The organism is Myxococcus xanthus (assembly GCF_013116825.1).
GTDB classification, from domain to species: Bacteria; Myxococcota; Myxococcia; order Myxococcales; family Myxococcaceae; genus Myxococcus; species Myxococcus xanthus_B.
The window spans coordinates 1-24967 of record NZ_JABFNS010000033.1; the positions used below are offsets into that span (position 1 = coordinate 1).

The following is a 24967-nucleotide window of genomic DNA, read 5'->3' on the forward strand; positions in this document are numbered from 1 at the left end:
GGGCTGGGCGCCTTCGGGCGCGGGGGCGGCGGCATCCTGGGCGAGGGCAGGTGACGCGAGTGAAACGAGCAGTGCCAGGGACCAGTGGCGCATGGAACCTCCGTGGGCGGCGGAGCCTAACAGAGGACAGCGGGCGCGGGCCCGGCGTCCGTGCGAGCGGGCGGCTTCAACACAGTCCTCGCATGTGGGGGCGGACGTTGGTATGGGGGCGCCCCGATGCCCAAGCGTACCGATATCCGTAAGGTTCTGGTGATTGGCTCGGGTCCGATTGTCATCGGGCAAGCCGTCGAGTTCGACTACTCCGGTACACAAGCCATCAAGGCACTCCGGGATGAAGGCGTGGAGGTGGTGCTGCTCAACAGCAACCCCGCCACCGTGATGACGGACCCTGAGTTCGCGCATCGCACCTACATCGAACCGATTACGGTGGAGGCGGCGGAGCGCATCCTCGCCTCGGAGCGGCCGGACTCACTCCTTCCCACCATGGGTGGCCAGACGGCACTCAACCTCGCCAAGGCGCTGGCGGAGCAAGGCATTCTGGAGAAGTACGGCGTGCGCCTCATCGGCGCGTCCCTGGAAGCCATCAACAAGGCGGAGGACCGCCAGCTCTTCAAGGCGGCCATGCAGAAGATTGGCGTGGCCCTGCCCAGGAGCGGCTACGCGACGACGCTGGACCAGGCGATGAGCCTGGTGGAGGACATCGGCTTCCCGGCCATCATCCGCCCGTCCTTCACGCTGGGTGGCACCGGCGGTGGCATCGCGTACAACCGCGAGGAGTTCGAAGCCATCTGCCGCTCGGGCCTGAAGGCCAGCCCCACCACCACCATCCTGGTGGAGGAGAGCGTGCTGGGCTGGAAGGAGTACGAGCTCGAGGTGGTCCGCGACACGGCGGACAACGTCATCATCGTCTGCTCCATCGAAAACCTGGACCCCATGGGCGTGCACACCGGTGACTCCATCACCGTGGCGCCCGCGCAGACGCTGACGGACCGCGAGTATCAGCGGATGCGGCAGGCGTCGCTGGCCATCATCCGGGAGATTGGCGTCGACACGGGTGGCTCCAACATCCAGTTCGGCATCAACCCGAAGGACGGCCGCATGGTCGTCATCGAGATGAACCCGCGCGTGTCGCGCTCCAGCGCGCTGGCGTCGAAGGCGACGGGCTACCCCATCGCGAAGATCGCCGCGAAGCTGGCGCTGGGCTACACGCTGGATGAGCTGCGCAACGACATCACCCGCGACACGCCGGCCTCCTTCGAGCCGACGCTGGACTACGTGGTGGTGAAGGTGCCGCGCTTCAACTTCGAGAAGTTCCCGCACGCGGACCGGACGCTGACCACGAGCATGCGCTCGGTGGGTGAGGTGATGGCCATTGGCCGCACCTTCCCGGAGGCGTACATGAAGGCGCTGCGCTCCATGGAGCTGGGCCGCGTGGGCCTGGAGTCCCCGGAGCTGCCGGCGGAGAAGGAGGAGCGGGAGAAGGTGCTGCGCGAGGCGCTGCGCATCCCTCGCCCGGAGCGTCCCTGGTTCGTGGCCCAGGCCTTCCGCGAAGGCATGACGGTGGAGGACGTGCACGCGCTCTCCGCCATCGACCCCTGGTTCCTTCGCTACATCCAGATGCTGGTGAACGAGGCGCAGTCGCTCCAGGAGTACGGGCGGCTGGACCAGCTCCCGGACGAGGTGCTCCGGCAGGCCAAGGCGCACGGCTTCTCCGACAAGTATCTGGGCCGGCTGCTCGGCTACCCGGCGGAAGAGGTGCGGGCGCACCGGCACGCGCGCAACATCCGGCCCGTCTACAAGCGGGTAGACACCTGCGCCGCGGAGTTCGAGGCGTACACGCCCTACCTGTACTCCACCTACGAGGAGGAGGACGAGGCGCCGCCCACGGACCGGCAGAAGGTGCTCATCCTGGGCAGCGGCCCCATCCGCATCGGCCAGGGCATCGAGTTCGACTACGCGTGCGTCCACGCCGCCTTCGCGCTGCGCGAGGCCGGGTACGAGACGGTGATGGTCAACTGCAACCCGGAGACGGTGTCCACCGACTACGACACGTCGGACCGCCTCTACTTCGAGCCGCTGACCATCGAGGATGTGCTCGAGGTGTCCCAGCGCGAGAAGCCGGTGGGGGCCATCGTCCAGTTCGGCGGCCAGACGCCGCTGCGCATCTCCGTGCCGCTGGAGAAGGCGGGCCTGCCCATCCTGGGCACGTCGCCGGACGCCATCGACCGCGCGGAGGACCGGGAGCGCTTCGCCGCGCTCATCGAGAAGCTGGGCCTGAAGCAGCCGGAGAACGGCGTCGCGCGCAGCCACGCGGAGGCCTTCAAGGTGGCCGAGCGCATCGGCTACCCCGTCATGGTGCGGCCCTCCTACGTGCTGGGCGGCCGGGCCATGGAGACCGTCTACGACGTGGCCAGCCTGGAGCGGTACATGCGCGAGGCGGTGAGCGCATCGCCCGAGCACCCGGTGCTCATCGACCGCTTCCTGAAGGAAGCCATCGAGGTGGACCTGGACCTGGTGGCGGACCGCACGGGCGCGGTGATGATTGGCGGCGTGCTGGAGCACATCCAGGAGGCGGGCGTGCACTCCGGTGACGCCGCGGCCACGCTGCCGCCGCACTCGCTGTCGCCGGACCTGGTGGAGCGGATGAAGGACCAGGCCATCGCCCTGGCGCGCGAGCTGGGCGTGGTGGGCCTGATGAACGTGCAGTTCGCCATCCAGGGGAAGACCATCTACATCCTGGAAGTGAATCCGCGCGCGAGCCGCACCGTGCCCTTCATCTCCAAGGCCACCGGCGTGGCGATGGCGAAGATCGCCGCGCTCTGCATGGTGGGCAAGACGCTCAAGGAGCTGGGCGTCACGAAGGAGCCGGAGTTCAAGCACGTGGCGGTGAAGGAGAGCGTGTTCCCCTTCGCGCGCTTCGCGGGCGTGGACGTCATCCTCGGGCCGGAGATGAAGTCCACCGGCGAAGTGATGGGCCTGGCGAACGACTACGCGTCCGCCTTCGCCAAGAGCCAGCTCGCCGCGGGCGTGAAGCTGCCCAAGAGCGGCAAGGTGTTCATCTCCGTCAAGGATGACGACAAGCCGGCGGTGGTGGACCTGGCGCGGCGCCTGCGGAGCATGGGCTTCTCCCTCGTCGTCACCTCCGGTACGCACAACTACCTGGCGACGAAGGGCATCGAGGCGCAGGTGGTGCAGAAGGTGACGGAGGGCCGCCCGAACATCGTCGACAAGATTGTCGACGGCGAAATCGTGCTGGTCATCAACACCACCTTCGGCAAGCAGGAGATCGCCGACAGCTTCTCCATCCGCCGCGAGTCGCTGATGCACTCGGTGCCGTACTACACGACGGTGCAGGCGGCGCGGATGGCGGTGGGCGCGCTGGAGTCGCTCAAGTGCGCGGAGCTGGAAGTGAAGCCGCTCCAGGAGTACCTGGGCATCAACGCGGCGCCCCCGGGCACCCGGCGCTGAAACGCAGCGCTCGTTGGACGTGAGCCATGCGGCCCCGCTCCTCCTGGGAGTGGGGCCGTCTGCGTTTCAGGGCAGCCTCAGGCCGGTTGGTCCGTCACGAAGCCGCGCCAGTTGCGCATGTAGTTCACGAAGACGTCGGACAGGCCCTCTGCGTTGAGCGTGGTGGGGGACAGCGGCGGCACCTGGAGCGCGTCGCCTCGCTGCACGCGGCGCGGCCAGTCATGATTCGCGATGGCCGCTCGGCCCACGGCCACGGCATCCGCGCCGCGCGCGAGCTGGGCCTCTGCCTCCTCGCGCGTGCGCACCTCGCCCGCGACCACGATGCGGACACCGGTGCCCACGGCCTGCCGGAAGAGCGGCGTCGCGTGCTGGTCCGGCCGCTTCAGGGTGTTGTGGGCCGCCTTCCATAGGGACAGGTGGAGGATGTCCACGCCCTCGCGCGTGAGCATGCGCGCGACCTCCAGCGACTCGTCCAGGTCCAGGCCCCTGGCCTGCCTCGCGTCCTCCGGCGACAGGCGCACGGCGAGGACCAGGGCGGGCGCCGCGCGCCGCACCGCGCGGACTGTCTCCTGAAGCAGGCGCCAGCGGTTCTCCAGCGAGCCGCCCCATCGGTCCTGCCGGCGGTTGAAGACGGTGCTCAGGAACTGCGAGAACAGGTAGCCGTGTGCTCCGTGGAGCTCCACGGCGTCGAACCCCGCCTCGGCGCAGCGGCGCGCCGCGTTCGCGAAGGCCTCGATGACGCCCTCGATGTCGGCCTCGGTGGCTTCGCGGCAGCGGAGGCCTTCCGCGTCATACGCGCTGGCGCTCCACACCTCGCGCTGGCTGACCTCGGCGTTGGCGCGAAGTCCACCGTGGAAGAGCTGCGCGGAGAGCAGGGCGCCCCCTTCATGGATGCGCGCGGCCATGCGCTTCAGTCCGGGCAGCATCGCGTCGTCGTGAACGCCCAGCTCGCCCGGCCACGTCTTGCCGTCCTGGGACACGTAGGCGGCGCACGTCTCCACCACGCCGAACCCGCCATCGGCGCGCATCGCGAGGAAGCGAAGCTCCGCGTCGGAGAGCGTGCCATCGGGATGGCTCTGGGTGTTCGTCAGGGGCGCCAGCCAGATGCGGTTGGGCGCGATGACGCCCTTTCGGAGTTCGAGGGGAGCGAACAGGTCTGTCATGTCGGCATCTCGCTTTCGAAGTGGACGGGTCCATTCGCTCGGGCTGATGGGGGCGCCAGGTCGCTTGCCTTGCCGCGCGGCGGCCTGCTTCCCCTTGACGTCGAGGTCGCCCTATGGGCCGGACTCGAGGCGCGGGTATAACCTGCGCCTCGGGGCTCCGCATGGCCTCGTTCGAAAGCAGGGGCCGAGGGCAAAGCGTGGCTGGACGCCCGCGGACCCTGGCGGCTACGGTTCGCGCCGAGCTGTTGCCCCCCCTTCGCCCGTGTCCATCTCCGCGACCGAGGAGAGCCGTTCATGCCGTCCCAGGCTGCCCCCGACTTCGACATTTCTTCCGTGGACGTGGAGGGGTTTCACCGTGAGTTGAAGGCGCTTCGTGAGCAACTGGACGCATCGCTGGGCGAGGCGGACGCGGCGCACCTCCGGAAAATCGAGCGTTGGGGTCGGGCGGCGACCGCGCTGGGGGCGGCGACCTGCTGGCTGGCGCCGAACCCGCTCAGCGCGGCGGCGCTCAGTGTCGGGCGGTCCACGCGTTGGCTGCTGATGCACCACGTGGGGCATCGGGGCTACGACCGGGTGCCGGGGCTTCCGGCGTCTCGCACGGGGAAGGGGTTCGCGAAGGGGAGCCGCCGCTATCTGGACTGGCTCGACTGGATGCTGCCGGAGGCCTGGGTGTTCGAGCACAACGTGCTCCACCACTCGCACACGGGAGAGGATGCGGACCCCGACCTCCTGGAGCGCAACGCGGAGGGGACGCTGCGCAACCCGGAGCGCCCGCTGGCGCTGCGTTATGCGCAGCTCGCGCTGCTCGCGCTGACGTGGCGGGCCAGCTACTACGCGCCGGAGACGCTCAGTTCGCTGCGCCGGAAGAGCCGACGCAAGGGCGGGGAGCTGACGCGCGAGGAGCTGAAGGAGCTGCTGCTGAGCTGCTATCTGCCGTATTCGGCCGTGCAGTTCGGGCTCTTCCCGGCGCTCTACCTGGTGCTGGGGCCTTGGGCGTCGTTCAGCGCGTTCTGCAACTCCGTGATGGCGGACATCCTCACCAGCCTGCACACGTTCCTGGTGGTGGGGCCGAACCACACGGGCGAGGACCTGTACCGGTTCGACTCGAAGCCGGAGAGCCGTGGCGAGCGCTACGTGCAGCAGGTGATTGGCAGCGCGAACTACCGCACGGGCGGGGACCTGAACGACTTCGCCCACCTGTGGCTGAACTACCAGATTGAGCACCACATCTGGCCGGACCTGCCGATGCTGAAGTACCGCGAGGTCCAGCCGCAGGTGAAGGCGCTTTGCGAGAAGTACGGCATCCCCTACGTGCAGGAGAGCGTCTGGACGCGCGCGAAGAAGATGGTGGACGTCGTGGTGGGCAAGTCGTCCATGCGCAAGCTCGCGCCGAAGCGCCAGGCCCGTGATGCCGGAGTGGCTGCTGCGCCTGCTCCCGCGGCGTGAGGCAGGGACGTCCGGCTACTCGGTATAGGCCGCGAGGTTCGCCAGGGTCGAGGTCAGTCCCGGCGGCCTGTTCGTGAGCGGTGCGGCTTACGCGCGCCGCGTGGTGCGTGTCAGCGTCTTCCGCGGCGGAGCTTCTGCGGCGTCGTGCCGGACGGCCTCGACATCAACCACGCGTGAGCCATCTGGCGGAACCGGTGGCCCCAGCGTCACCACGAGCACTCGGTAGGACTCCTCCAGCCGCTTGTGCAGCTTGGAGAAGATCAGCTGGGCGGTGCCGGGCATGTCCTCGGTGTACGTGAAGTACCAGCGCAGCTCGTCGAGGCGGCCGTAGAAGTGGTCCACCACGGCTTGTTCCTGTTCGGGCAGGTGGATGAGCTGGTCGAACGCGCCGTCGGCGTACCGTGACGCGATGGTGCCCAGGAGGGGTTCGCGGCTGCGCAGGCGGGAGAAGAGGGCGAACATCTCATCCCGGCGGGCATCGAGCCTGCGCATGATGCCCGCGGCGTCCATCGCGAGCAGGTTTCGGACGCGGGAGGCCATCTCATCGGCCTTCTTGCGACGAGCCATGGCCCGTCAGCCTAACATCTGTAGACGCGCAACAAGTGGGACCGGCACACGAACCGTGGGGTGCGGAAGTCGATGATCTCGATTTCGCCCGTCGTTCGGTCGTGGTGGGCGCTTTCGGCGGCGGGCCTTCTCCTGGATTGCCAGCCGCTCCGAAGCTGCTGGCTCGGGAAGCCCAGGCGGTCCCTGCCTGATTCACCAGGCGGGTTCCTGGGAATACCGGCGCATCGTCGAGGCCCTTCTCAATCGCCTCCCGGAGGCGGCTGAAATACGGGTCGATGAGACCGTTGGTGACGCGGAGTTCGGCCTGATCGCCGTGCGCGCGATTGCGTGCAGTCCCCATCAGGACATGGGGTGCGACCGTGCGGTGTCCAACGCAATGACTCACTGCGACAAGCGACTCCTTTACCGCCGTCTGTCTCGCGCGTCGGCTACGATCAGTGCTTCGAGGCCACCATGAACAATGCTCCTGATGATGGCTGTCCGGCCGACCAGCGCTTGCTGCGGAGACCGGGTAGAACGATGCCAGACGCACTCCGGCGGTTCGTCGCGGAGACCTGGGTCTTCCGCAGGCAGGAGGAGCTGGAGGCGGGGCTGCGCTTCGCCCGATTGGCGGGAGCGCTCGAACAACTGGCCACGCCCGAAACGCTGGTGGAGCTCGCGCGCCGCGCCGCGGAGGACGAACGGCGCCACGCGGGCATGTGCGAGCTGATGGCGCGTACCTACGGACACGCGGTCATGCCCCCCGTTCCCCTGGTGGCGCGGGAGACTGCTCCGCAAGCCCTCGGCTTCCACGAGCGCGTGCTCTACGACGTCGTCGCCGCCTGCTGCATCTCAGAGACGGAGAGCACGGCCGGGTTGACCTCGGTGCTGGCCGTGGACGGACCACCCCGGGTGCGCGCGGTACTCCGAGACATCCTTCGGGACGAGGTCGCGCACAGCCGGCTGGGGTGGGCCTACCTCGCGCATGCAGCCCAATCGGGCTCCGTGGCGTTCCTGTCGCCGTATCTGCCTGCGATGCTGGAGGAAAGCGTGTCGCCCAGGCTCTTCGCGAAGGGCCTGTCTGATGCGGAGGGTTCCATGCTCCTGGCGCACGGTGTGTTGCCGCATGCGCGCAAGCTCGAGGTGTTCATCCAGGCCCTGCACGACGTCGTCTTTCCCGGGCTGGAACGGTGCGGAGTGGACACTACTCCTGGACGGCAGTGGGTGGAGCATTGTCGTCGGTCGGGAGCCTAGCGGGCCCTGCTACGCTGGCGGCATGGTGCTCAAGATTGTCCAGGCAGGGGACCCGGTGCTGCGTCGGAAGGCGCGCGATTTGACGCCGGAGGAGATTGCCAGCCCGGAGACGGCGCGGCTCATCGAGCAGATGCGCGACACGATGCGGGACGCACCCGGCGTCGGGCTGGCGGCGCCCCAGGTGGGCGTGGGCCTGCGAGTCGTCGTCATCGAGGACCGGCCCGAGTATCAGGCAGGCCTCTCGGAGAGCGAGCGGGCGGCGCGAGGACGAAAGCCCGTTCCCTTTCACGTGCTCATCAATCCCCGGCTGGTGGTGGAGGACGCGGCACCCGCGGAGTTCCATGAAGGCTGTCTGAGCGTGTCGGGCTTCGCGGCCCTGGTGCCCCGAGCCAGCGCCGTGCGCGTGGATGCACTCGATGAGCGCGGCCAGCCCGTGACGGTCCAGGCCCGGGGCTGGTACGCACGCATTCTCCAACACGAGCTGGACCACCTGGACGGCACGCTCTACGTGGACCGGATGGAGACACGGAGCTTCACCACCGCGGAGAACCATCGCCGGTACCAGGCGGGGCGCAGCACCGCGGAGCTGCGCGCCGAGCTGGGACTGCCAGTGCCCGACAAGGGGTAGGGCACGACGTCTTTCGCGTCAGCCTTCGCGGCCGTGCGCCGCGGCCTTCAACTGGGCCGTGTCGACGCGGACGAAGATGGAATCACCCACCGCGGTCAGCGTCTCGCCCGCGAAGACTTCACAGAGGACTCGGCTCTTGCGCCCGACTTCGCCTTCGACGCGTGCGCGGAGGGTGAGCGGGACGCCCATGGGCGTGGGTTTGATGAACTTCACGCCCAGGCTTCCGGTGACGCATTCGATGACCGGCGAGCTGCCAGGTGAGCGGCCCTCGGCGCGGTAGTGGTACGCCATGGCCGTCCAGTTCGAGTGGCAGTCGACCAGCATGGCAATCAGACCGCCGTAGACGAGCTCCGGCCAGCCGCTGTACCGGGCATCGGGCGTGTGGCGTGCCACCACGTGGATGCCGTCCTCATCCCAGTAGCTTTGGATGTGCAGGCCGTGAGGGTTCTTGCTGCCGCAGCCGTAGCAGATGCCTTCTGGCGCGACGACTTCCTGGAGAGATGAGGTTTCCATGTGGGGCCCTGATGGGAAGGGAGGCGCAACGATGCGCGCATCCTGGCCCAGCAGGGGCCTTTCGTCGCGTGTCTCGTCCATGCCCAGGATAGTGTCCGTGCCGATGCTCACTGAAGTCCAGGCAGGTCCCTACACCGTCCGAGGTGTGTCAGTGGGCGGCGTGTACACGTCGCTCCAGGTCCCCGAGCTGGACGTCGTGCTCGACGTGGGGCTCCCCATTCGTTCGTTCTGTGGCTCGGACCGCATCTTCTTGAGCCACGCGCACCCGGACCATGCCAGCGGGCTCGGCTCGTTGCTCGGCATCCGTCGGCTCATCGGCAAGGGGGCACCCCAGGTCTTCCTGCCCGCGGAGATCGAGGCGAACGTCCAGGCGTCGCTCGCCGTGATGTCGCGGCTGCACCACACCTCCATGGAGGTGAACACCGTGCCGATGTTGCCAGGGGACGTGCGGCCCCTGGGGCAAGGTCTGTTCGTCCGCGCGTTCCGGACGCATCACCCGGTGCCGTCGCTCGGCTACCAGTTCTTCCGCCGTGTCGCGAAGCTCCGCCTCGAGCACCAGTCACTCCCGCCGCAGGAAATCGCCAGGCGGCGGCGAGCAGGCGAAGCGCTCTTCGACGAAGTGGAGCGGCTGGAGCTGGCCTATGCCACCGACACCCTGTCCCGTGTCCTGGACACGGAGCCAGGCCTCTTCGACTCGCGCGTGCTCATCCTCGAGTGCACCTTCGTCGACGCGCGTCACTCCGTGCAGGACGCTCAGGCGAAGGCGCACCTCCACCTGGACGAACTCCTCGCGCGCGCGGACCAGTTCCGCAACGAGGCCCTGGTCCTGATGCACTTCAGCCAGGCGCTTCCTCCTGAATCCGTCCACGCCACGTTGCGCGAGCGACTGCCGCCATCGCTGGCCGAACGCGTCCGCGTCTTCGCTCCCGAATCGGGCCGCTGGTTCGGGTGAGCCGCGCCCGTGAAGTACGGGTCAGCGAGCCAGGCCCGGTACGGCAACGACGCGGCGGTGGTGCAGCACCGACCTCCCGTCACTGTGTTGCACATGAATCGCGACTCGCCATGGCATACCTGTTAAATCGCGGCGCATGAGCACGTCATCGCCCAGGCATGTTCTCGTGGCTGGGGCTGGAATTGGTGGACTCACGCTGGCTTGCGCGCTTCGGCGCGCGGGCCTCTCCGTCACTGTCTTCGAGCGCTCCGACGCCTTGAAATGGGTGGGCGCGGGCCTCACGGTCCAGATGAACGCCTCGGCGGCGCTGCGCCGCATTGGCCTGTGTGACGAGGTGGCCCAATCCGGTGCGTGTCCCACGGACAGCGCGATTCTGAAGCCGTCGGGTTCGGCGCTCACGCGGCTTCCGGTGACTCAAATTCAGGAGGAGCTGGGGCTGCCGCTGGTCTGCATCCATCGGGCGCGGCTCCAGTCCGTGCTGCTGGCCCATGCCGGGGAGGAGCACGTCCGGATGGGGCTCACCGTGACGGCGTTTCACGACGATGGTCAGACGGTGACGGTGCGGTTGTCGGACGGCAGCTCGGTGACGGGCGATGCGCTGGTGGGCGCGGACGGGCTGCGCTCGGTGGTACGTGGGGCGCTGCTGGGCGACGCGCCGTTGCGCTATTCGGGCTACACGAGCTGGCGGGGCGTGTGCTCGGACGTCCCGAGCGCGACGCCGGGACTTGTTTCAGAGACGTGGGGGCGTGGGGCGCGCTTCGGTGTGGTGCCCATTGGCTTCGGGCAAACGTACTGGTTCGCCACGCAGAATGCTCCGGCCGGAGGGCAGGATGTCCCCGGTGAGGCACGGGCCCGGTTGCAGTCCCTCTTCGGCGGGTGGCACGCGCCCATCAAGGACCTGATTGCCGCGACGGAGGAAGCGAACATCCTCCGCACGGACATCCACGACCGGCCGCCCGCCAGCCGCTGGAGCCGGGGCCGGGTGACTTTGTTGGGAGACGCCGCGCACCCGATGACGCCCAACATGGGGCAGGGCGGGTGTCAGGCCATCGAGGATGCCGTGGTGCTGGCCGAGCTACTGGCCGCGGAGGGCCCCGTGGATGCGGCGCTGGCGGCCTACGAGCAACGCCGGCTCGAGCGTGCCAACAGCTTCGTGACGCGCTCCTGGAGCCTGGGGCGCGTGGCCCAGTGGGAGAGTTCAGCGGGGCGCTTCATTCGCAATGCGCTCTTCCAACTCGTGCCTCGAGGGCTCGCCGCCCGGCAGGTGCGAGCGATGGTGCTCGACACCGAGTAGGGTTCCCGCGGAGCGGTTTCTAGAGGTCCAGTCCAAGCAGCGCCCCCGCGAACGGGCCATCGAGCGAAACCGTGAACGTGGCCGCATCAGGAGTCGGCTGAAGCCCGTCCGCCTGTTCGAAGTAGCGCGTATAGCCCCCATGGACGCGCGCATGCACGTAGCGACTCAGCTTGACCTGGATCGCCGCCAGTCCGCCCGCGCCGAAGGCCCACTTGCGCATGCGGCCCTCGTAGAAGTTGTTGCCGCCAATGGGCGTGTAGCCCGGCTCCCCTGGCTGCACCTGAGCAATCTGCCCCGTGGGGAGTGAGACCTCCGCCGCGCTGCCGAACGCGCTCACCCCGAGCGTCACGTGTCGCGTCAGCGAGAACCGCTTCTCCAGCCCCGGCCGCAGCGCCAGGACCTGGACGTCTCCACCCGCCAGGTACCAGTCGATGCCGTTCGTCCACCACCAGTCGCTCCGTTCGGAGCCACGGAGGAGGTTGAAGTGGAGTCCGCCGGAAAGGCGCGCGGCTCCGCTTCGGGCGTTCACCGTCTTCACCCGTGAACGCAGCGTTGGCACCTCCGTCGCGGGATGCCGCATCGGAGACAGCGTCCCACCGACCTCCACCGCGAGCTGTGGCGGCGGGGGCGTCGCTTCCCGCTCGGGGGGCGGCTCTGCTCCCAGGGCCGGAGCGGACAGGCAGGCAGACATCAGCAAGCCGAGGGTGGACACCGCGCGAGTGACGCACATGGGGCTTCCTCCGGGGGGATGAATGCTTCCGCCGGAACCCTGGTGGAAGTCCCGGCCCCCCAGGGCTGTTTCGCGGTGGAACCCGGGTCTGCTTAGAGCCCGGCCACCTTCGCCGCGCTCGTCACGACGTAGTCCATCGCCAGCTCCTGCTGCGAGCGGGGCGCCGCCGTCAGCTCGAAGCGGACGATGCCATCCTCGCTGACGCGCGCGGGCGCGGGCTTCGTGCTCTCCTTCTGCAGTTGGATTTCCACCGACTCCACCTCGGAGACGGGAATCCGTTCCTCGATGGCCACCGGCACCGCCTTCGCGCCCATGTTGGAGAGGAACAGCCGCACCTTGTGCGTCGTCACCTTGCGTCCGGTGAGCCGGCTGGCCTCCCGCCCCACGTCCTCGGTTCGCGCCACGCGCAGCGCGTCCTCGCTGCCGAAGCCCAGCTTCACGCGCTCGCCCTTGCCGGTGAAACGCAGCTGCGCACGCCCTACATAGCCGTGGGTCCGCACCAGCTTCACGGGGCCCGCGAGCAACACCGTGGGGCCCGTGTTGTCGAACCGGGCCACCCGGTGCACCAGGGGGGACTGCTCCGGCACGGCCACCAGCTCGGAGGCCGCGGGCGCGGTGAACTGGAACAGGGGCACGCGGTAGGGCTCGCCGTCCGGCGGCACACTGGCCCGATGCGGGGCCGTCACCGTCAACGGTTCACCTCCGTCGTCCATGCCCGGTAGCGCATCCTCCCGCCGGGCAGCGCCGGGCTCGCCCGTCGTCTGGATGACCTCCTCACGGATGGCCACCTCCACCACCTGCTTCTCGCGCTCCGTCTTGTCCCGCAGCCACAGCCGGTCCTCCTGGAGCCGCGGCGGCGTGGCGCCCAGCGTCGGCCGCGCGGTGGAGAACGCCAACTCCACGTCCTTCCACTCCTCACCGGTGCGCTGCCAGACGACGGCCTCGCACTCCAGTGTGACGGACTCACCGGAGGCTTCGCGGGACAGCGTGGCGCGGTAGGAAGGCCGCCAGGCCGTGCAGGGGACCAGGTACGTGACGGACAGCGTGGCGGGCCCGCCCGTGGGGTGGCCCACCTCCAACTCGGCCTGGGTGTCGACCGTAGGCTCCAGGAGCTCGACAGCCGTCTGCGAGGCCCGTGCTTCGTCGAACTGCTCCCGCAGTCGCCGCGTCCGGCGCTCAGTCTCTCGGAGCGCCGAGTCCGCCGACAGCTGCTCGCGGCGCACCGTCTCCAACTGCTCTCGCCACGTCTCCGGCCGCGACTGTCCGGCGCCTGCCTGCTCGGAGATGGCGCGGTGGACATCGGCGCGCGCGGTGTCCAACAGCCGCAGCCGCGCCGCCAGCCGGGTTTCGTCCGCGACCGCATTCCGGAGCTCCTGCTCCAGCTCCGCGACGCGCTTTCCGAGCGCCGTGCGGTGTTCGCGCTCGGCCTCGGGTGGTTGGGGCTTCGTCGCCCGGCGGAGGCGCGCCTGGGAGATGGTGCCACCCGCGACCTTCGCCTGGAGCGAGCGGTCCACGGCGAGCGGGGACAGTCCCTGGATGACGAGTCGCTGCGTTCCCACGGACAGGGGAATCTCCCCCCGCCGCTCGACGAGCGCCCGGTCCTCGAGGACGGTGACCTTGACCACGGGCAGGATGAAAGGGGTGCCCATCATGTCCTCCGGTTTCCGCCGCCGAGCATCTTGTTGCCCGGAATCTTGACGGTCCATGTCGCCTTCAGCGTCTGCGCTTCACCTGGCTGGAGCACCACGCGCCACGCGCGCTCTCCCTCCACCTTCGCTTCACCGGGCAAGGGCAGGCGCTTCTGCCAGAGCGGCGCCACTTCCAACTCCTCCACCTTGATGTCCTTCTCCGTGTGGACGGGAACGGTCGGCACGCGCTCGCACACCTCGACCAGGATGCGATTGGCCAACCGGTTGGCCAGCTCCACCGACACGTGGTGCGTGAGCATCGTCGAGCCGCCGAACATGCCGCCCGTGGCCTCGTCGAACCGCGTGTTGCGCGCGACCTTGATGGACTCCTCCACACCGAGCCCCAGCCGCTGCGTCGAGCCCGGGGCCATGGTGGGCAGGGGGGACGTCATCAGGAACTCGTTCTCCAGCGTGACGTCCACGGGACCCGCCAGCAGGGGATACGGCGTCCGGTTCTCCACGCGCACCGTGCGGAACGCACGCGGCTCCACGGAGGGGACGCAGACGTATTCCGCGGACAGCCCCACTGGCACCGACAACACCGGAACGGTGTGCCACGCTCCATCCGAAGGCACGTCCGCGCGCGTCTCCACATCGAAGCGCGCATCGAAGTGAGGCGAGGACGTGCGTGGCGGCTGGGACCACGCCGGCGCGGGGGCCGCCCAGATGGAAGAGGTCTCCTGCAGACTGAGGGCGACTCGCACCGTGATGTCGATCTGCGCGTGGACCTCCGCCAGGGCCACCAGCTCCTGGGTGAGGTGCCCGGGGCGCGGTTGCAGTCTGCCACGCGCGCCCAGGTCATCCGCGGGCGGCATGGTCAGGCGGTCGTAGTCCAGCAGCGTGTCGGAGGGCTCCTGCCTCGGAGGCGTTCGCTCGCCACCACCACCACCGCCCAGCGAGGCGGCATCCATGCTGAGCCCGTCTCCGTCATCGTCGAATGAACTCTCGGGCGCCTCCTCGCGCTCGGCCGGAGGTGGCGGTCGGCGCGCGCGCGACATCAGGCCACCGCCTCGCGATCGCGATCGCGAATACGTCTCCTCTTCTTCCTCGGGGGCAGCGGCGCTGGGGCGCATCGGAGCACTTCGAGGGGCCGCCGCCAGCGGAGGCGCGGCCGCTTCTGCCATGGCGAAGTCGGGCTCAGGCGCGATGGGCACGGCGCTGCGCTTGTTCTTCTGGGGCTGCTCGAGGACGGCGGGCATGGGCTCGGGTTCGGCGCTGACCTCGGGCTGAACCGGCGTGGGCGTCCGCGTGGCGTCGTAGCCCGCGAACAGCTCCTCGAGCCCCGGTGGCGCCTCCCTCCAGCCCGAACGCGCGGGCGCCGGTTGGTGGCGGCCAATGCGCAGCGCCTTCAGCTCGGGGACTTCCGCATGCCGGGCGAGGTCCGCGGTGGAGACGGCGAGCTTCACCCCCGTCCAGTCCTCGCCGGTGCGCTGGAGCACGGAGGCGCGCATGCGCAGCGTTCCCTCTTCCAGCGTGCGCGGCAGGCGCAAGTCGTAGGTGGGCACCCAGCGCGCCCCCTGGACTGCGTATTCGAGCGCGAGCCGCGCCCCCAGGTCCGCGGGAAGGGGGCCCGACAGCGTCAGCACGACCGCGCGGTGCACGCGGGCGCGCTGGCCTCGCACGGACGAAGAGGCTTCGGCCACGCGGTCGCGCCGAAAGCGCAGGTCGGCTTCGGCGTCACGCTGTTGCCGCTCCAGGTCCAGCTTCCGCGAATGGAGCGCGGCGAGCTCGGTGTCCACGAAGGACATGAGCGACAGCATCGCGGACACGGGGGCGTCCCGGGGCTCCTGCGCTTCCTTCGGCCGGGGCGGAAACCCGGGGGACAGCTTCGACAGCGCATCCAGTTCCTGACCCACGCGCGCGAGCTGTTGGGTGAGGTCGGAGAGGCGGTGCTCGGCTTCCTCCAAGGCGCGGTGCTCCGCGGGCACGTCGACTTCTGGCGGGAGCTGGACGTCATAGGTGGGCCGAAGGTCGCGCACGGCGAGCCCCGGCGGGCCGTGCACCACGGACGCCCGCAGCGAGCCGGGTTGCAACGACAGGGGCAGGCCATTGATTCGCACCTGCGAGGGCAACATCCCGCCCGCCGTGGGAATCGTGGCGACCCGCGTACAAAGCGCCCCCTCCGCGTGGACGGTGACTGCTTCGAGGTTCGAGGTGACGACGAGCATGGCTGCTCACCGTAATCGAGGTGTCTGATAAAAATCAGTCCCCCCAGACAAAAGGCACCAACCCGTGAGGTCGGGGTGCCCTTGGGCCGGATTGACGACACGCTGCATTGGAGCTAGCGCGCCTCAGCTCTTCTCGGTGCTCGCCACGGGTGGAGACTGGGGTCGCTGACGTTTCAAGGGGCGGCCCACGCAGTCACGCCCCGGCTTCGGCTCGCGGGTGCTGCGCGGGCGGTACTCCCAATGCCAGGGCTCGGAGCGCACCGTGCGCTTGAAGCCGAAGCGGCATGCATTCGACACGAGCCAGTCATAGGTCGGTGTCTTGACGCCGCCGATGACAAGGTCCACCGCGAGGCCTCGTTGATGGTTGGAGCGCCCGGGCCGTGCCGCCTGGGGCCCCTTGCCCTTGCGGTAGCGCTCATAGAGCCGGCGCTGCTTCGCGGGGGAGCGGTAGCCGCTGTGGACCCAGAGGTAGATGTTCTTCGAACGCGCTTCGGCCTTCATCCGCCGGTACGCGTCCGCGGCGTCGGCATGAAGCAACTGCCCGTTCTTGAGAGGAACGAGCCGAGTGCCCTTCGCCTCACTTCGCCGGGGCTTTCTGTCGCCGGCGACGGCTTGGGGCGCGAACAGACACAGGAGGATGAAGACTCCCCAGCGGAGCAGCGCGAGCGACATGTTTGGACGCCGGCCCCGTGGCCGGAATCCGAACTTTCGCGCGTCTGTGCCTCGACGCAAGCAGACGGGAGGGCGAGCGCCTGTTCAGAACAGATTCAATCGCGCGTCCGGAGTCTTCACTTCGCGCGGAGGCAACGGCTGGAGTAACGCTTGCGGTCCCGCAGCCGGACGAAGGCTCAGCCGCTGCGCGAGCCCAGCCCGGTGGCCTCGCCCACGCGCAGGCGCTCATGCAGCGTACGCGTGAGCAGGTACCAGAACTGCACGTTGCCCACGCTCAGGATGTCACCGTCGCGCAGCACGGCCTCGCGGCCACCCAGGGATCGCGCGTTGAGGAAGGTGCCGTTGGTGGAGCCCAGGTCCTGCACGGTGCAGCGCTGGTCGGCTTCGTTCCACCGCAGCTCCGCGTGCATCTTGGACACGGACGCGTCGTCGACGACCAGGTCGCAGTCCATGCGGCGGCCAATGCGCAGCCGGTCGGTGGCGTTGAGCGGCGGCAGGGTGGCCACACGCAGGTGTTCGAACTCGAACAGCAAGGCCAGCATGCCCTGTTCGATTTCCGAGGGCGCCGCCATGCGGGTGGGGGCGAGCACGGCGGTCGAGGCCTCGGAAGGTGGGCGCTGGATGAGTGCGAAAGGCCCCAGTTGACGCTGGAAGGCACTGGAGGGCAGGGCGGCACCGAGCCCGCGCAATTCCTGGACGGACAGCACGGGGGGCAGACTAGCGGGTCAAAGGGCGCGCGCCCAGCCCATCCCCCGGTTCCTGTACGGGTTTCATTGACCAACTTGTCAGTGGTTCCTTACATTGGGCTTTTATTTGGTCGCGGGGGCCGGGCTCCGGAAGAGGAGCGCCGGCCCTCCATTTTATTTGAACCTGGGAGTGGTGGAAGGAGCTGTGTCGATGAGCAGCGGGAGCGACAACATCCCGATGACCCCGTCCGGACTGCGCAAGCTGAAGGAGGAACTGAAGCACCTCCAGTCCGTCGAGCGGGGGAAGATCTCGCGCGAGATCGAGGTCGCTCGCGCACATGGTGACCTGCGCGAGAACGCGGAGTACCACGCGGCGAAGGAGAAACAGTCGCACATCGAGGGGCGCATCCTGACCCTCAACGACTGGATTGCCCGTGCGGAGGTCATCGACCCAAAGAAGCTCGGCGGCGACAAGGTCATCTTCGGGGCGACGGTGGACCTGCTCGATACCGAAACCGACAAGCCGGTGAGCTACCGGCTCGTGGGGGAGATCGAGGCAGACCTGAAGAAGCGGTGGATTGCCGTCACCTCGCCGGTGGCGCGCGCGCTCATCGGCAAGAAGGTGGGTGACATCGCCACGGTGCAGAGCCCCGGCGGCGTGCGCGAGCTGGAAGTCCAGGAGATCCGCTTCGAGGAGCCCGAGGAAGAGGCCCCGGCGAGCGAGAGCTGAACCGCGGGAGCCGCAGTGAGTTGACGGGGGAGCGGGCCAGGGCTCGCTTCCCCGGTCTCGTTTTGTGGGAGACGTCATCCCCGTTCCGTAGGATGTACGGCGGAACCCCCGCGTGAACCACCCGCTCGCCAGCCTTGTTGGACCCCTCCGGTACGTGTGCCAGCGCGACTTCGCGATGCTGGCCACGGTGAAGTCATTGCGCCCGGTGTTGGAGCGCGCGCTTGAGGGGGCCAGTGGCGTGGATGCACGGGCACTGGACCACTTGAGGGCCGCGCTGCCCGACGTGGACCACGCCATGCCCGAGCGCCGCAAGGCCGCGCTGCGGCGAGTCGTGGCCGGGCTGAAGGTCAGCGGGGTGGCGCTGCCCGCGGAGCTGCAGGGCGTGACGATGGAGGGCGCGGTTCCGGCTCGGCCGAGGTCCCCGCAGGGCGCTCCGGTGGGCGCGGGAGGCACGACGCCCCCGGGGTATGTGCCGCCCTGGAAGTCGGTGGAGCCGCTGCCCACGTCGGGCCCTCGGCCGGACGCGCATCGAGGACCGGCTTCGCGTGGCGCCTCGGCCCCTGCACGTGGAGGCGGCGTTGAGGGCCCCATGCCGCGCATGAGTCCTGATGGGCCGCGGGGACGTCAGGCCGGAATGGACTCGGACCTCCTGCCTGCCCGTCCACCGCGGATGGCGCCGGTGACACGGCCTCCGCCGTCGAATGTCGCCGCGCCGCAGCCAGCCACCGGGCGGCAGGGCGCGCCGCCGTCTCGGGCGAAGGCGGGGCTCCGTCAGGCCGCGCTCGACACGGGGCCAGAGGCGGTTCCCGGAGCGAAGACGCGCAAGGAGAAGGCGCAGCGAAAGAAGAAGCGGGCGGTCGCGGCGGAGGCCTCTCGCTCCGAGGCGAAGCTCCTCTCCATCGCGCCGCGCTCCGGGCCGCTGGCGTCGCCGCTGAAGACGCTGGGCAAGCGGCTGGGGCCCAGGCTCGTCTCGGCGCTCGACAAGAAGGGGCTGCGCCGCATGGGCGACATCCTCTTCATGCTGCCGCGCTGCTACGAGGACCGCCGCCAGTTGCGCACCATCGCCGAACTGGAGCCCGGCGAGCGAGGCGTCACGGTGGGCATCGTCAAGGTGGCCGACTTCGTGGCGGGCCGACAGGGCCGGCGCATGTTCCGCGCCGTCGTGGGGGACCGCTCGGGCTCCATCGCCGCGACGTACTTCAACGCGGGCCCCTGGTTGAAGAGCCGGTTCACCGTGGGCAAGCGCATCGTCCTCTCCGGCGAGGTCCGCGCCACCATGTCGGGCCGGGAGATGCCCCATCCGGAAATCGAACCGGCGGAGGACATCGAGTCCACGACGTCGGTCCACTTCAACCGCATCGTCCCCGTGTATCCAGGCTTCGAGCGCGGCGAGCAGCGCTCGTTCCGCGAGCTGACCTCGCGCGTGGGCGAGCAGTACGCGCACGAACTGGATGACCCGCTGCCCGCCGACCTGCGCCGCCGCCTGGACCTGATGGGCCTGCCGGACGCGCTGCGCTTCATCCACTTCCCGCCAGGGGACGCGGACCTGGAGGCGCTCGACGCGCACCAGAGCCCCGCGCACCGGCGGCTCGCCTTCGACGAGCTGTTCTTCCTCCAACTGGGCATGGCCCTCAAGCGGCAGGGCGTGAAGGCGGAGGTCGGCATCTCCTTCGACGTGTCGGAGCCCCGGCTGGCGAAGGCGCGCAACGCGCTGCCGTTCCAACTCACCGGCGCGCAGGCGCGGGTGGTGGAGGAGCTCTGCTGGGACATGGCGCGCCCGGAGCCCATGAACCGGCTGGTCCAGGGAGACGTGGGCAGCGGCAAGACGGCGGTGGCCATGGTCTCCGCCCTCATCGCGCTGCAGGCCGGCTACCAGGTGGCCGTCATGGCGCCCACGGAGATCCTCGCTGAGCAGCACGAGCGCAACTTCCGCAAGGTGATGGAGCCGCTGGGCTACCGCGTGGGCCTGGTGAGCGCGGCGGGCACAGCGAAGGCCAAGCGCCAGGTGCGGGAGGCCGTGGCCCGAGGCGAAATTCACCTGGCCGTGGGCACGCACGCGCTGCTTCAGGCAGACGTCTCCTTCGACCGCCTGGGACTGGTCGTCATCGATGAACAGCACCGCTTCGGCGTGCTCCAGCGCCACACGCTGATGAGCAAGGGGCCCAAGCCGGATGTGCTGGTGATGACGGCCACGCCCATTCCCCGCACGCTGGCCATGACGCTGTACGGCGACCTGGACTTGTCCGTCATCGACCAGCTTCCGCCGGGCCGCACGCCCATTCAAACGCGGGTGTTCAACGACAAGCAGCGCGCGCTCGTCTACGAGTCCGTGGGCGCGCAGCTGGCCAAGGGGCACCAGGCCTACGTCGTCTACCCGCTGGTGGAGGAGTCGGAGAAGCTGGACCTGGAGGACGCCACGCGCGGCGTGGAGAAGCTCCGGAAGGTGTTCCCCGACGCGAAGGTGGGGCTGCTGCACGGGCGGATGAAGGCGGAGGAGAAGGACTCCGTCATGGAGGACTTCCGCGAGAAGCGCCTGCACCTGCTCGTCTGCACCACGGTGGTGGAGGTGGGCGTGGACGTGCCCAACGCCTCCGTGATGGTGGTGGAGTCCGCCGAGCGCTTCGGCCTGTCACAGCTTCACCAGCTCCGGGGCCGGGTGGGGCGCGGCGCGGCGGCGAGCTTCTGCCACCTGGTGGCTGGAAGCGCCCGCTCCTGGGAGTCCGCCGAGCGCCTGACGGTGATGGAGCAGAGCAGCGACGGCTTCGTCATCGCGGAGAAGGACCTGGAGATTCGAGGCCCGGGTGAATTCCTGGGCACGCGCCAGAGCGGCCTGCCCGAGCTGGCGGTGGCCAACCTGGCGCGGGATGGCGACCTGCTCTCCATGGCGCAGTCCGAGGCCCGGCGCATCCTGGAGAGGGACCCGGAGATGAAGGCGAAGGAGAACCAGGGCCTCGTGAAGGCGCTCGAGGAACGCTGGGAAGGGCGGCTCGCGCTCGCGCGGGTGGGTTAGGGCGCCTGTCATGACTAGGTTGGGGGCATGGGTGACTGGGGAAGGGCCGACTACCTGTCGCGGCACGGCATCAAGGACGCGCGAGTCCTGGAGGCCATCGCTCGGCTGAACCGCGCGGACTTCGTGCCGGAGGACCTGCGCGCAGAGGCGAGCGCGGACTCGCCGCTGCCCATCGGGCATGGGCAGACCATCAGCCAGCCCTATGTCGTGGCGCTGATGACGGAGGCGCTCCAGCTGAAGGGGGACGAGCGTGTCCTCGAAATCGGCACCGGCTCGGGCTACCAGACGGCGCTGCTGTCCCTGCTGTGCAGAGAGGTCTACTCCGTGGAAATCGTCCCCGAGCTGGCCCAATCGGCGCGAGAGGTGTTGCGGCGGCAGGGCTTCGAAAACGTCTCGTTCCGGGAAGGAGACGGCTCACGGGGCTGGCCGGAGCAGGCGCCCTTCGACGCCATCCTCGCCGCCGCGGCGCCACCCGATGTTCCGCTTCAGCTCCTTTCACAGCTCAAGCGGGGCGGACGCATGGTCATTCCGGTGGGCCCCCAGGGGGGCACCCAGCAACTGCTGCGCATCCAGCGAGCCCTCCGGCCCGGAGAGGTACCGCAGGTGGAGTCCCTGCTGCCGGTTCGCTTCGTCCCCATGACGGGGCAGCCGCTCTCCCAGGGGTGACGTCCTGAGCTCGGGTGGCTCCTGACCCAGCGAGGCGGGAGACAGGCTCTCTATCCGCTTGCTCGCCATGTCGGCGGCGGCCCGCTAACGTTCGGACATCATGATCATATGTCCGCTCTGCGACCACGTTCAGCCCGAAGGGACGGAGTGCGACGTCTGCGGCAAGCGGTTCCCCGCGGCCGTGGCGGAGGCCGCGCCCATCGCGACGTTGCCGGAGCTGGAGGTGACACCGCATGCCGGAGGCCGCGCGCCGGTGGTCGCGGCCGTGTTGCCCGACCTGGACGTGACGCGGCTCCGTTCCGGGCCCGATCTTCCGGCGCAGGTGGTTCCCGACCTGCAACTGACACGCGCCAGGGACATGGGGCCCGTTCCCGTGACGCCCATGTCCGAGCTGGACACCGGGCGTGCTCCGGACGACGGAGTGCGCACCGCCGCGCCGCTGGGCGCCGTCGTCTGCCGTTACTGCCGCGTCACCCAGGCGGTTGGCCTGCTCTGCGACAACTGCGGCATGCGCCTGCCTCGGGCGAAGCCCCCGGTGGCAGCGGCGCCTGGAAGACCTTCTGGCGACGACGATGGCTGGCGCTCTTGCGCATCGTGTCATACTCGCGTGCGGCCCGGTAAGGCCTGTCCGGAGTGTGGCACGCGGGCCCAGGAGGAGGCATGAGCGAGGCGTCGGCTTCGGATTTCCGCGCGGAGTACGCGTGCAGTGAGGGCTGTGACTTCCGCGCCTCGCTGATGGACGTGGTGTACCGGTGCCCGCGCTGCGGCGGCCTGCTGGAAGTCGCGCACGACGTGAACGCCCTGCGCACGGTCTCCGCGGCGGAATGGAAGCGCCGTTTCGAGACGCGCTTCGGCTCCGCGCGCCTGCCGGATGGCTCGGGGGTGTGGGGCAAGCGGGAGTGGGCGTATCCGCAATTGCCGGCGGAGGACATCGTCTCGCTCGGTGAGGGGCGCGTGCCGCTCAAGCCGTTGCCGCGCATGGCGACGGAGCTGGGGCTGGCCGCGCTGGACTTGAAGGAGTGCGGCGTCTCGCCCACGGGCAGCTTCAAGGACTGGGGGATGACGGTCCTGGTCTCCGCGGTGAAGCACATGCGCGCCCGGGGCGTTCCGCTGCGCGCGGTGGCGTGTGCCTCCACGGGCGACACGTCCGCGGCGCTCTCCGCCTACTGCGCGGCGGCGGGGATTCCGGCGGTGGTGTTCCTGCCGCGCGACAAGGTGTCGCTCGCGCAGCTCGTGCAGCCCATCGCCAATGGGGCGCGGGTGCTGTCGCTGGACACGGACTTCGACGGCTGCATGAAGCTGGTGCAGGCGGTGACGGCGGATACGGGGCTGTACCTGGCCAACTCGATGAACTCGCTGCGCATCGAAGGCCAGAAGATGGTCGCCGTGGAGCTCTGCCAGGACCTGGGCTGGGAGCCGCCGGACTGGGTGGTGATTCCCGGCGGCAACCTGGGCAACGCCAGCGCCTTGGGCAAGGGCTTCGAGCTGATGCTGTCGCTGGGGCTCATCACCCGCCGGCCGCGCATCGCCGTGGCGCAGGCCCAGAAGGCCAACCCGTTGGCGCGCTCGTACCGAGGCGGCTTCCAGGAGCTGGTGCCCCTGCGGGCCGAGCCCACGCTGGCGTCGGCCATCCAGATTGGCAACCCGGTGTCATTCAAGCGCGCGGTGAAGGTGCTCAAGGCGTTCGACGGCGTCGTGGAGGACGCCAGCGAGTCCGAGCTGGCCAACGCCGCCGCGCGGGCGGACCGCGAGGGAACCTTCACCTGTCCGCACACGGGCGTGGCGCTGGCGGCCCTGGAGAAGCTGGTGGCGAAGGGCGTGATTGCCCGGGGCTCGCGCGTGGTGGTGGTGTCCACCGCGCACGGCCTGAAGTTCGCCGACTTCAAGGTGGGCTACCACCGCGGCTCGCTGGCGGAGGTGACGAGCCAGTTCGCCAACCCGCCCGTGGAGCTGCCCGCGACGCTGGACGCGGTGAAGGGCGCGCTGGCGGACCTGGGCTGAGCCTCGGGCCCGGTCCGCCCGGCGAGCGGCGCGTCAGTCCGGCTGGAGCGGGACGCGCTTCTCGATGGTGAGGCCGAAGCCCGCGAGCCCGCGGTAGGTGATGTCCGAGTTGGTCATCACCTGGAGCGTGCGGATGCCCAGGTCCGTGAGAATCTGGCAGCCCATGCCCAGGTCACGCGACTCCTGCGGGCCACGCGTGGGGCCGCTGCTGCCGTCGTTGTTGCGCTTGTGGTGGATGCCGAAGTCGTCCCCGTGCATGCCTGGCAGGTACACAAGCACGCCGGAGCCTTCGCGGGCGATGCGCGCCAGCGCCTGGTCCAGCAGGACGTTGCAGTTGCAGGTCGGGGAGCCGAACACGTCACCCATGGCGCAGGCGGCGTGCAGGCGCACCAGGGCGCTGGGGCGCGACGCCGGGTCGCCCTTCACGAGGACCAGGGACTTCACGCCGTCGGGCAGCCACGAATAGGTGAGGGCGGTGAACTCACCGTAGCGGGTGTTGACGGTCTGCTGGCCGGGCTCGCGGCGCACCAGCCGGTCCTTCCGGCGGCGGTACTCGATGAGGTCCGCGATGGTGATGAGCGACAGCTTGTGCTCGCGGGCGAAGACCTTGAGGTCCGGCATCCGCATCATGGTGCCGTCGTCCTTCACCAGCTCACAGAGGATGCCGGAGGCGGACAGGCCGGCGAGGCGGGACAGGTCAACGGTGGCCTCGGTGTGGCCGGCCCGGCGGAGCACGCCGCCCTCGCGGTAGCGGAGCGGGAAGATGTGCCCGGGGCGCAGGAAGTCATCGGCCTTGCTGGAGGGGTCCACCAGGGCACGGATGGTCTTCGCGCGGTCCGCCGCGGATACGCCCGTGTGGGTGCCGTGGCGGTAGTCCACGGAGACGGTGAAGGCGGTGCGATGGGATTCCGTGTTGTCCGACACCATCTGCGGGAGGCGGAGCTCGTCCAGCCGCTCCGCCAGCATGGGCATGCAGACGATGCCGCTGGTGTGGCGCACCATGAAGGCCAGGTGCTCGGCAGTCACCTTCTCCGCGGCCATGATGAGGTCGCCCTCATTCTCGCGGTCCTCGTCGTCGGCGACGATGACGAACTTGCCCTCCTGGATGTCACGGATGGCGTCGTCGATGGAGGAGAGCTCGCTGGCGTGACTCATGGAGGTTTCGGTCCGGGCGGAGGGCTGCATGAGTCGCGCATGTAGCGTGGGCGACGGTGGCTCGCAAGCCAACCGGTAGCCGGGCGCATGTGGGGATGATGGCGGGGATGAGGTGGACAGGGGGCCGTTGGAGGGCCTACGGCAGGCTGGTGGGTAGGCGCCGACTCGACGTGACGGGCGCAGTGATGTAGGGTGCT

Annotated in this window: 20 protein-coding genes; 11 read left to right on the forward strand and 9 right to left on the reverse strand. The window is 69.4% G+C overall.

The features are described from left to right. The first annotated feature begins 216 nt into the window (after positions 1 to 216). Positions 217 to 3468, forward strand: a complete 3252-nt coding sequence (gene carB, locus HNV26_RS12060) for a carbamoyl-phosphate synthase large subunit (RefSeq protein ID WP_171441734.1) — start codon at positions 217 to 219, stop codon at positions 3466 to 3468. Between the two features lie 77 nt (positions 3469 to 3545). Here the strand turns inward: carB and HNV26_RS12065 are convergent, their stop codons facing one another. After that, complete coding sequence (locus HNV26_RS12065) at positions 3546 to 4631, reverse strand: NADH:flavin oxidoreductase (protein ID WP_171441735.1); 1086 nt, start codon at positions 4629 to 4631, stop codon at positions 3546 to 3548. A 294-nt stretch (positions 4632 to 4925) separates the two neighbouring features. On the opposite strand from HNV26_RS12065, the gene HNV26_RS12070 reads away from it, so the two are divergent. Further along, complete coding sequence (locus tag HNV26_RS12070) at positions 4926 to 6077, forward strand: fatty acid desaturase family protein (protein WP_171441736.1); 1152 nt, start codon at positions 4926 to 4928, stop codon at positions 6075 to 6077. An 87-nt stretch (positions 6078 to 6164) separates the two neighbouring features. On the opposite strand, the gene HNV26_RS12075 is transcribed toward HNV26_RS12070, so the two are convergent. Next, a complete protein-coding gene (locus HNV26_RS12075) occupies positions 6165 to 6644 on the reverse strand; it encodes a hypothetical protein (RefSeq protein ID WP_011553425.1) in 480 nt (159 codons plus the stop codon). Positions 6645 to 7163: 519 nt separating this feature from the next. Between HNV26_RS12075 and HNV26_RS12080 the strand changes: the two genes are divergently transcribed. Both HNV26_RS12080 and def read left to right on the forward strand, forming a co-directional pair. Beyond that, positions 7164 to 7877 (forward strand): ferritin-like domain-containing protein, encoded by a 714-nt coding sequence (locus HNV26_RS12080; protein ID WP_253816493.1) that lies wholly within the window; start codon positions 7164 to 7166, stop codon positions 7875 to 7877. 22 nt (positions 7878 to 7899) lie between these two features. Beyond that, positions 7900 to 8505 carry a peptide deformylase gene (gene def, locus HNV26_RS12085; protein ID WP_171441738.1) on the forward strand — a complete coding sequence of 202 codons (606 nt, stop codon included), beginning with the start codon at positions 7900 to 7902 and terminating at the stop codon, positions 8503 to 8505. An 18-nt stretch (positions 8506 to 8523) separates the two neighbouring features. Here the strand turns inward: def and HNV26_RS12090 are convergent, their stop codons facing one another. Continuing rightward, positions 8524 to 9018, reverse strand: coding sequence for a PaaI family thioesterase (locus HNV26_RS12090; protein WP_090491336.1), 495 nt, complete (start codon positions 9016 to 9018; stop codon positions 8524 to 8526). Between the two features lie 103 nt (positions 9019 to 9121). On the opposite strand from HNV26_RS12090, the gene HNV26_RS12095 reads away from it, so the two are divergent. Continuing rightward, positions 9122 to 9970 (forward strand): MBL fold metallo-hydrolase, encoded by an 849-nt coding sequence (locus HNV26_RS12095; RefSeq protein ID WP_171441739.1) that lies wholly within the window; start codon positions 9122 to 9124, stop codon positions 9968 to 9970. Between the two features lie 136 nt (positions 9971 to 10106). Continuing rightward, positions 10107 to 11264: an FAD-dependent monooxygenase gene (locus HNV26_RS12100; RefSeq protein WP_171441740.1), complete on the forward strand. Its 1158-nt coding sequence runs from the start codon at positions 10107 to 10109 to the stop codon at positions 11262 to 11264. A gap of 19 nt (positions 11265 to 11283) precedes the next feature. Here the strand turns inward: HNV26_RS12100 and HNV26_RS12105 are convergent, their stop codons facing one another. The 5 genes from HNV26_RS12105 to HNV26_RS12125 all read right to left on the reverse strand — a co-directional run bounded on the left by HNV26_RS12105 (position 11284) and on the right by HNV26_RS12125 (position 17229). Beyond that, complete coding sequence (locus HNV26_RS12105; protein ID WP_171441741.1) at positions 11284 to 11994, reverse strand: hypothetical protein; 711 nt, start codon at positions 11992 to 11994, stop codon at positions 11284 to 11286. A 92-nt stretch (positions 11995 to 12086) separates the two neighbouring features. Next, on the reverse strand, positions 12087 to 13643 hold the full coding sequence (locus HNV26_RS12110; RefSeq protein WP_171441778.1) for a DUF4139 domain-containing protein: 1557 nt from the start codon (positions 13641 to 13643) through the stop codon (positions 12087 to 12089). Beyond that, positions 13643 to 15850: a DUF4139 domain-containing protein gene (locus HNV26_RS12115; protein WP_171441742.1), complete on the reverse strand. Its 2208-nt coding sequence runs from the start codon at positions 15848 to 15850 to the stop codon at positions 13643 to 13645. Before HNV26_RS12115 ends, HNV26_RS12110 begins: the two co-directional genes overlap by 1 nt. A 123-nt stretch (positions 15851 to 15973) precedes the next feature. Further along, positions 15974 to 16522: a M15 family metallopeptidase gene (locus tag HNV26_RS12120; protein ID WP_171441743.1), complete on the reverse strand. Its 549-nt coding sequence runs from the start codon at positions 16520 to 16522 to the stop codon at positions 15974 to 15976. 176 nt (positions 16523 to 16698) lie between these two features. Further along, positions 16699 to 17229, reverse strand: coding sequence for an FHA domain-containing protein (locus HNV26_RS12125; protein WP_171441744.1), 531 nt, complete (start codon positions 17227 to 17229; stop codon positions 16699 to 16701). 190 nt (positions 17230 to 17419) lie between these two features. On the opposite strand from HNV26_RS12125, the gene greA reads away from it, so the two are divergent. From greA to thrC, 5 genes are all read left to right on the forward strand, one after another. Next, positions 17420 to 17938 (forward strand): transcription elongation factor GreA, encoded by a 519-nt coding sequence (gene greA, locus HNV26_RS12130; RefSeq protein ID WP_140862600.1) that lies wholly within the window; start codon positions 17420 to 17422, stop codon positions 17936 to 17938. 112 nt (positions 17939 to 18050) lie between these two features. Next, on the forward strand, positions 18051 to 20948 hold the full coding sequence (gene recG, locus HNV26_RS12135) for an ATP-dependent DNA helicase RecG (protein WP_366816855.1): 2898 nt from the start codon (positions 18051 to 18053) through the stop codon (positions 20946 to 20948). Positions 20949 to 20975: 27 nt separating this feature from the next. Further along, positions 20976 to 21614 carry a protein-L-isoaspartate(D-aspartate) O-methyltransferase gene (locus HNV26_RS12140; protein WP_171441745.1) on the forward strand — a complete coding sequence of 213 codons (639 nt, stop codon included), beginning with the start codon at positions 20976 to 20978 and terminating at the stop codon, positions 21612 to 21614. A 100-nt stretch (positions 21615 to 21714) separates the two neighbouring features. Continuing rightward, positions 21715 to 22278, forward strand: a complete 564-nt coding sequence (locus HNV26_RS12145; RefSeq protein ID WP_171441746.1) for a hypothetical protein — start codon at positions 21715 to 21717, stop codon at positions 22276 to 22278. Next, the gene (gene thrC / locus HNV26_RS12150) at positions 22275 to 23615 is read left to right on the forward strand and encodes a threonine synthase (protein ID WP_171441747.1); all 1341 of its coding nucleotides are present in this window, start codon (positions 22275 to 22277) and stop codon (positions 23613 to 23615) included. Before HNV26_RS12145 ends, thrC begins: the two co-directional genes overlap by 4 nt. A 33-nt stretch (positions 23616 to 23648) precedes the next feature. On the opposite strand, the gene ribB is transcribed toward thrC, so the two are convergent. Continuing rightward, positions 23649 to 24800: a 3,4-dihydroxy-2-butanone-4-phosphate synthase gene (ribB, locus tag HNV26_RS12155; RefSeq protein WP_171441748.1), complete on the reverse strand. Its 1152-nt coding sequence runs from the start codon at positions 24798 to 24800 to the stop codon at positions 23649 to 23651. Between the last annotated feature and the right edge of the window lie 167 nt (positions 24801 to 24967).

Bases quoted from the DNA above. Each gene is read 5' to 3' on its own strand.
- greA (WP_140862600.1), top strand. From the start codon at position 17,420: ATGAGCAGCGGGAGCGACAACATCCCGATGACCCCGTCCGGACTGCGC.
- HNV26_RS12115 (WP_171441742.1), bottom strand. From the start codon at position 15,850: ATGCTCGTCGTCACCTCGAACCTCGAAGCAGTCACCGTCCACGCGGAG.
- HNV26_RS12145 (WP_171441746.1), top strand. From the start codon at position 21,715: ATGATCATATGTCCGCTCTGCGACCACGTTCAGCCCGAAGGGACGGAG.
- thrC (WP_171441747.1), top strand. From the start codon at position 22,275: ATGAGCGAGGCGTCGGCTTCGGATTTCCGCGCGGAGTACGCGTGCAGT.
- HNV26_RS12080 (WP_253816493.1), top strand. From the start codon at position 7,164: ATGCCAGACGCACTCCGGCGGTTCGTCGCGGAGACCTGGGTCTTCCGC.
- HNV26_RS12120 (WP_171441743.1), bottom strand. From the start codon at position 16,522: ATGTCGCTCGCGCTGCTCCGCTGGGGAGTCTTCATCCTCCTGTGTCTG.
- def (WP_171441738.1), top strand. From the start codon at position 7,900: ATGGTGCTCAAGATTGTCCAGGCAGGGGACCCGGTGCTGCGTCGGAAG.
- HNV26_RS12075 (WP_011553425.1), bottom strand. From the start codon at position 6,644: ATGGCTCGTCGCAAGAAGGCCGATGAGATGGCCTCCCGCGTCCGAAAC.
- HNV26_RS12065 (WP_171441735.1), bottom strand. From the start codon at position 4,631: ATGACAGACCTGTTCGCTCCCCTCGAACTCCGAAAGGGCGTCATCGCG.
- carB (WP_171441734.1), top strand. From the start codon at position 217: ATGCCCAAGCGTACCGATATCCGTAAGGTTCTGGTGATTGGCTCGGGT.
- HNV26_RS12100 (WP_171441740.1), top strand. From the start codon at position 10,107: ATGAGCACGTCATCGCCCAGGCATGTTCTCGTGGCTGGGGCTGGAATT.
- ribB (WP_171441748.1), bottom strand. From the start codon at position 24,800: ATGCAGCCCTCCGCCCGGACCGAAACCTCCATGAGTCACGCCAGCGAG.
- HNV26_RS12070 (WP_171441736.1), top strand. From the start codon at position 4,926: ATGCCGTCCCAGGCTGCCCCCGACTTCGACATTTCTTCCGTGGACGTG.
- HNV26_RS12090 (WP_090491336.1), bottom strand. From the start codon at position 9,018: ATGGAAACCTCATCTCTCCAGGAAGTCGTCGCGCCAGAAGGCATCTGC.
- HNV26_RS12110 (WP_171441778.1), bottom strand. From the start codon at position 13,643: ATGGGCACCCCTTTCATCCTGCCCGTGGTCAAGGTCACCGTCCTCGAG.
- HNV26_RS12140 (WP_171441745.1), top strand. From the start codon at position 20,976: ATGGGTGACTGGGGAAGGGCCGACTACCTGTCGCGGCACGGCATCAAG.
- HNV26_RS12105 (WP_171441741.1), bottom strand. From the start codon at position 11,994: ATGTGCGTCACTCGCGCGGTGTCCACCCTCGGCTTGCTGATGTCTGCC.
- HNV26_RS12095 (WP_171441739.1), top strand. From the start codon at position 9,122: ATGCTCACTGAAGTCCAGGCAGGTCCCTACACCGTCCGAGGTGTGTCA.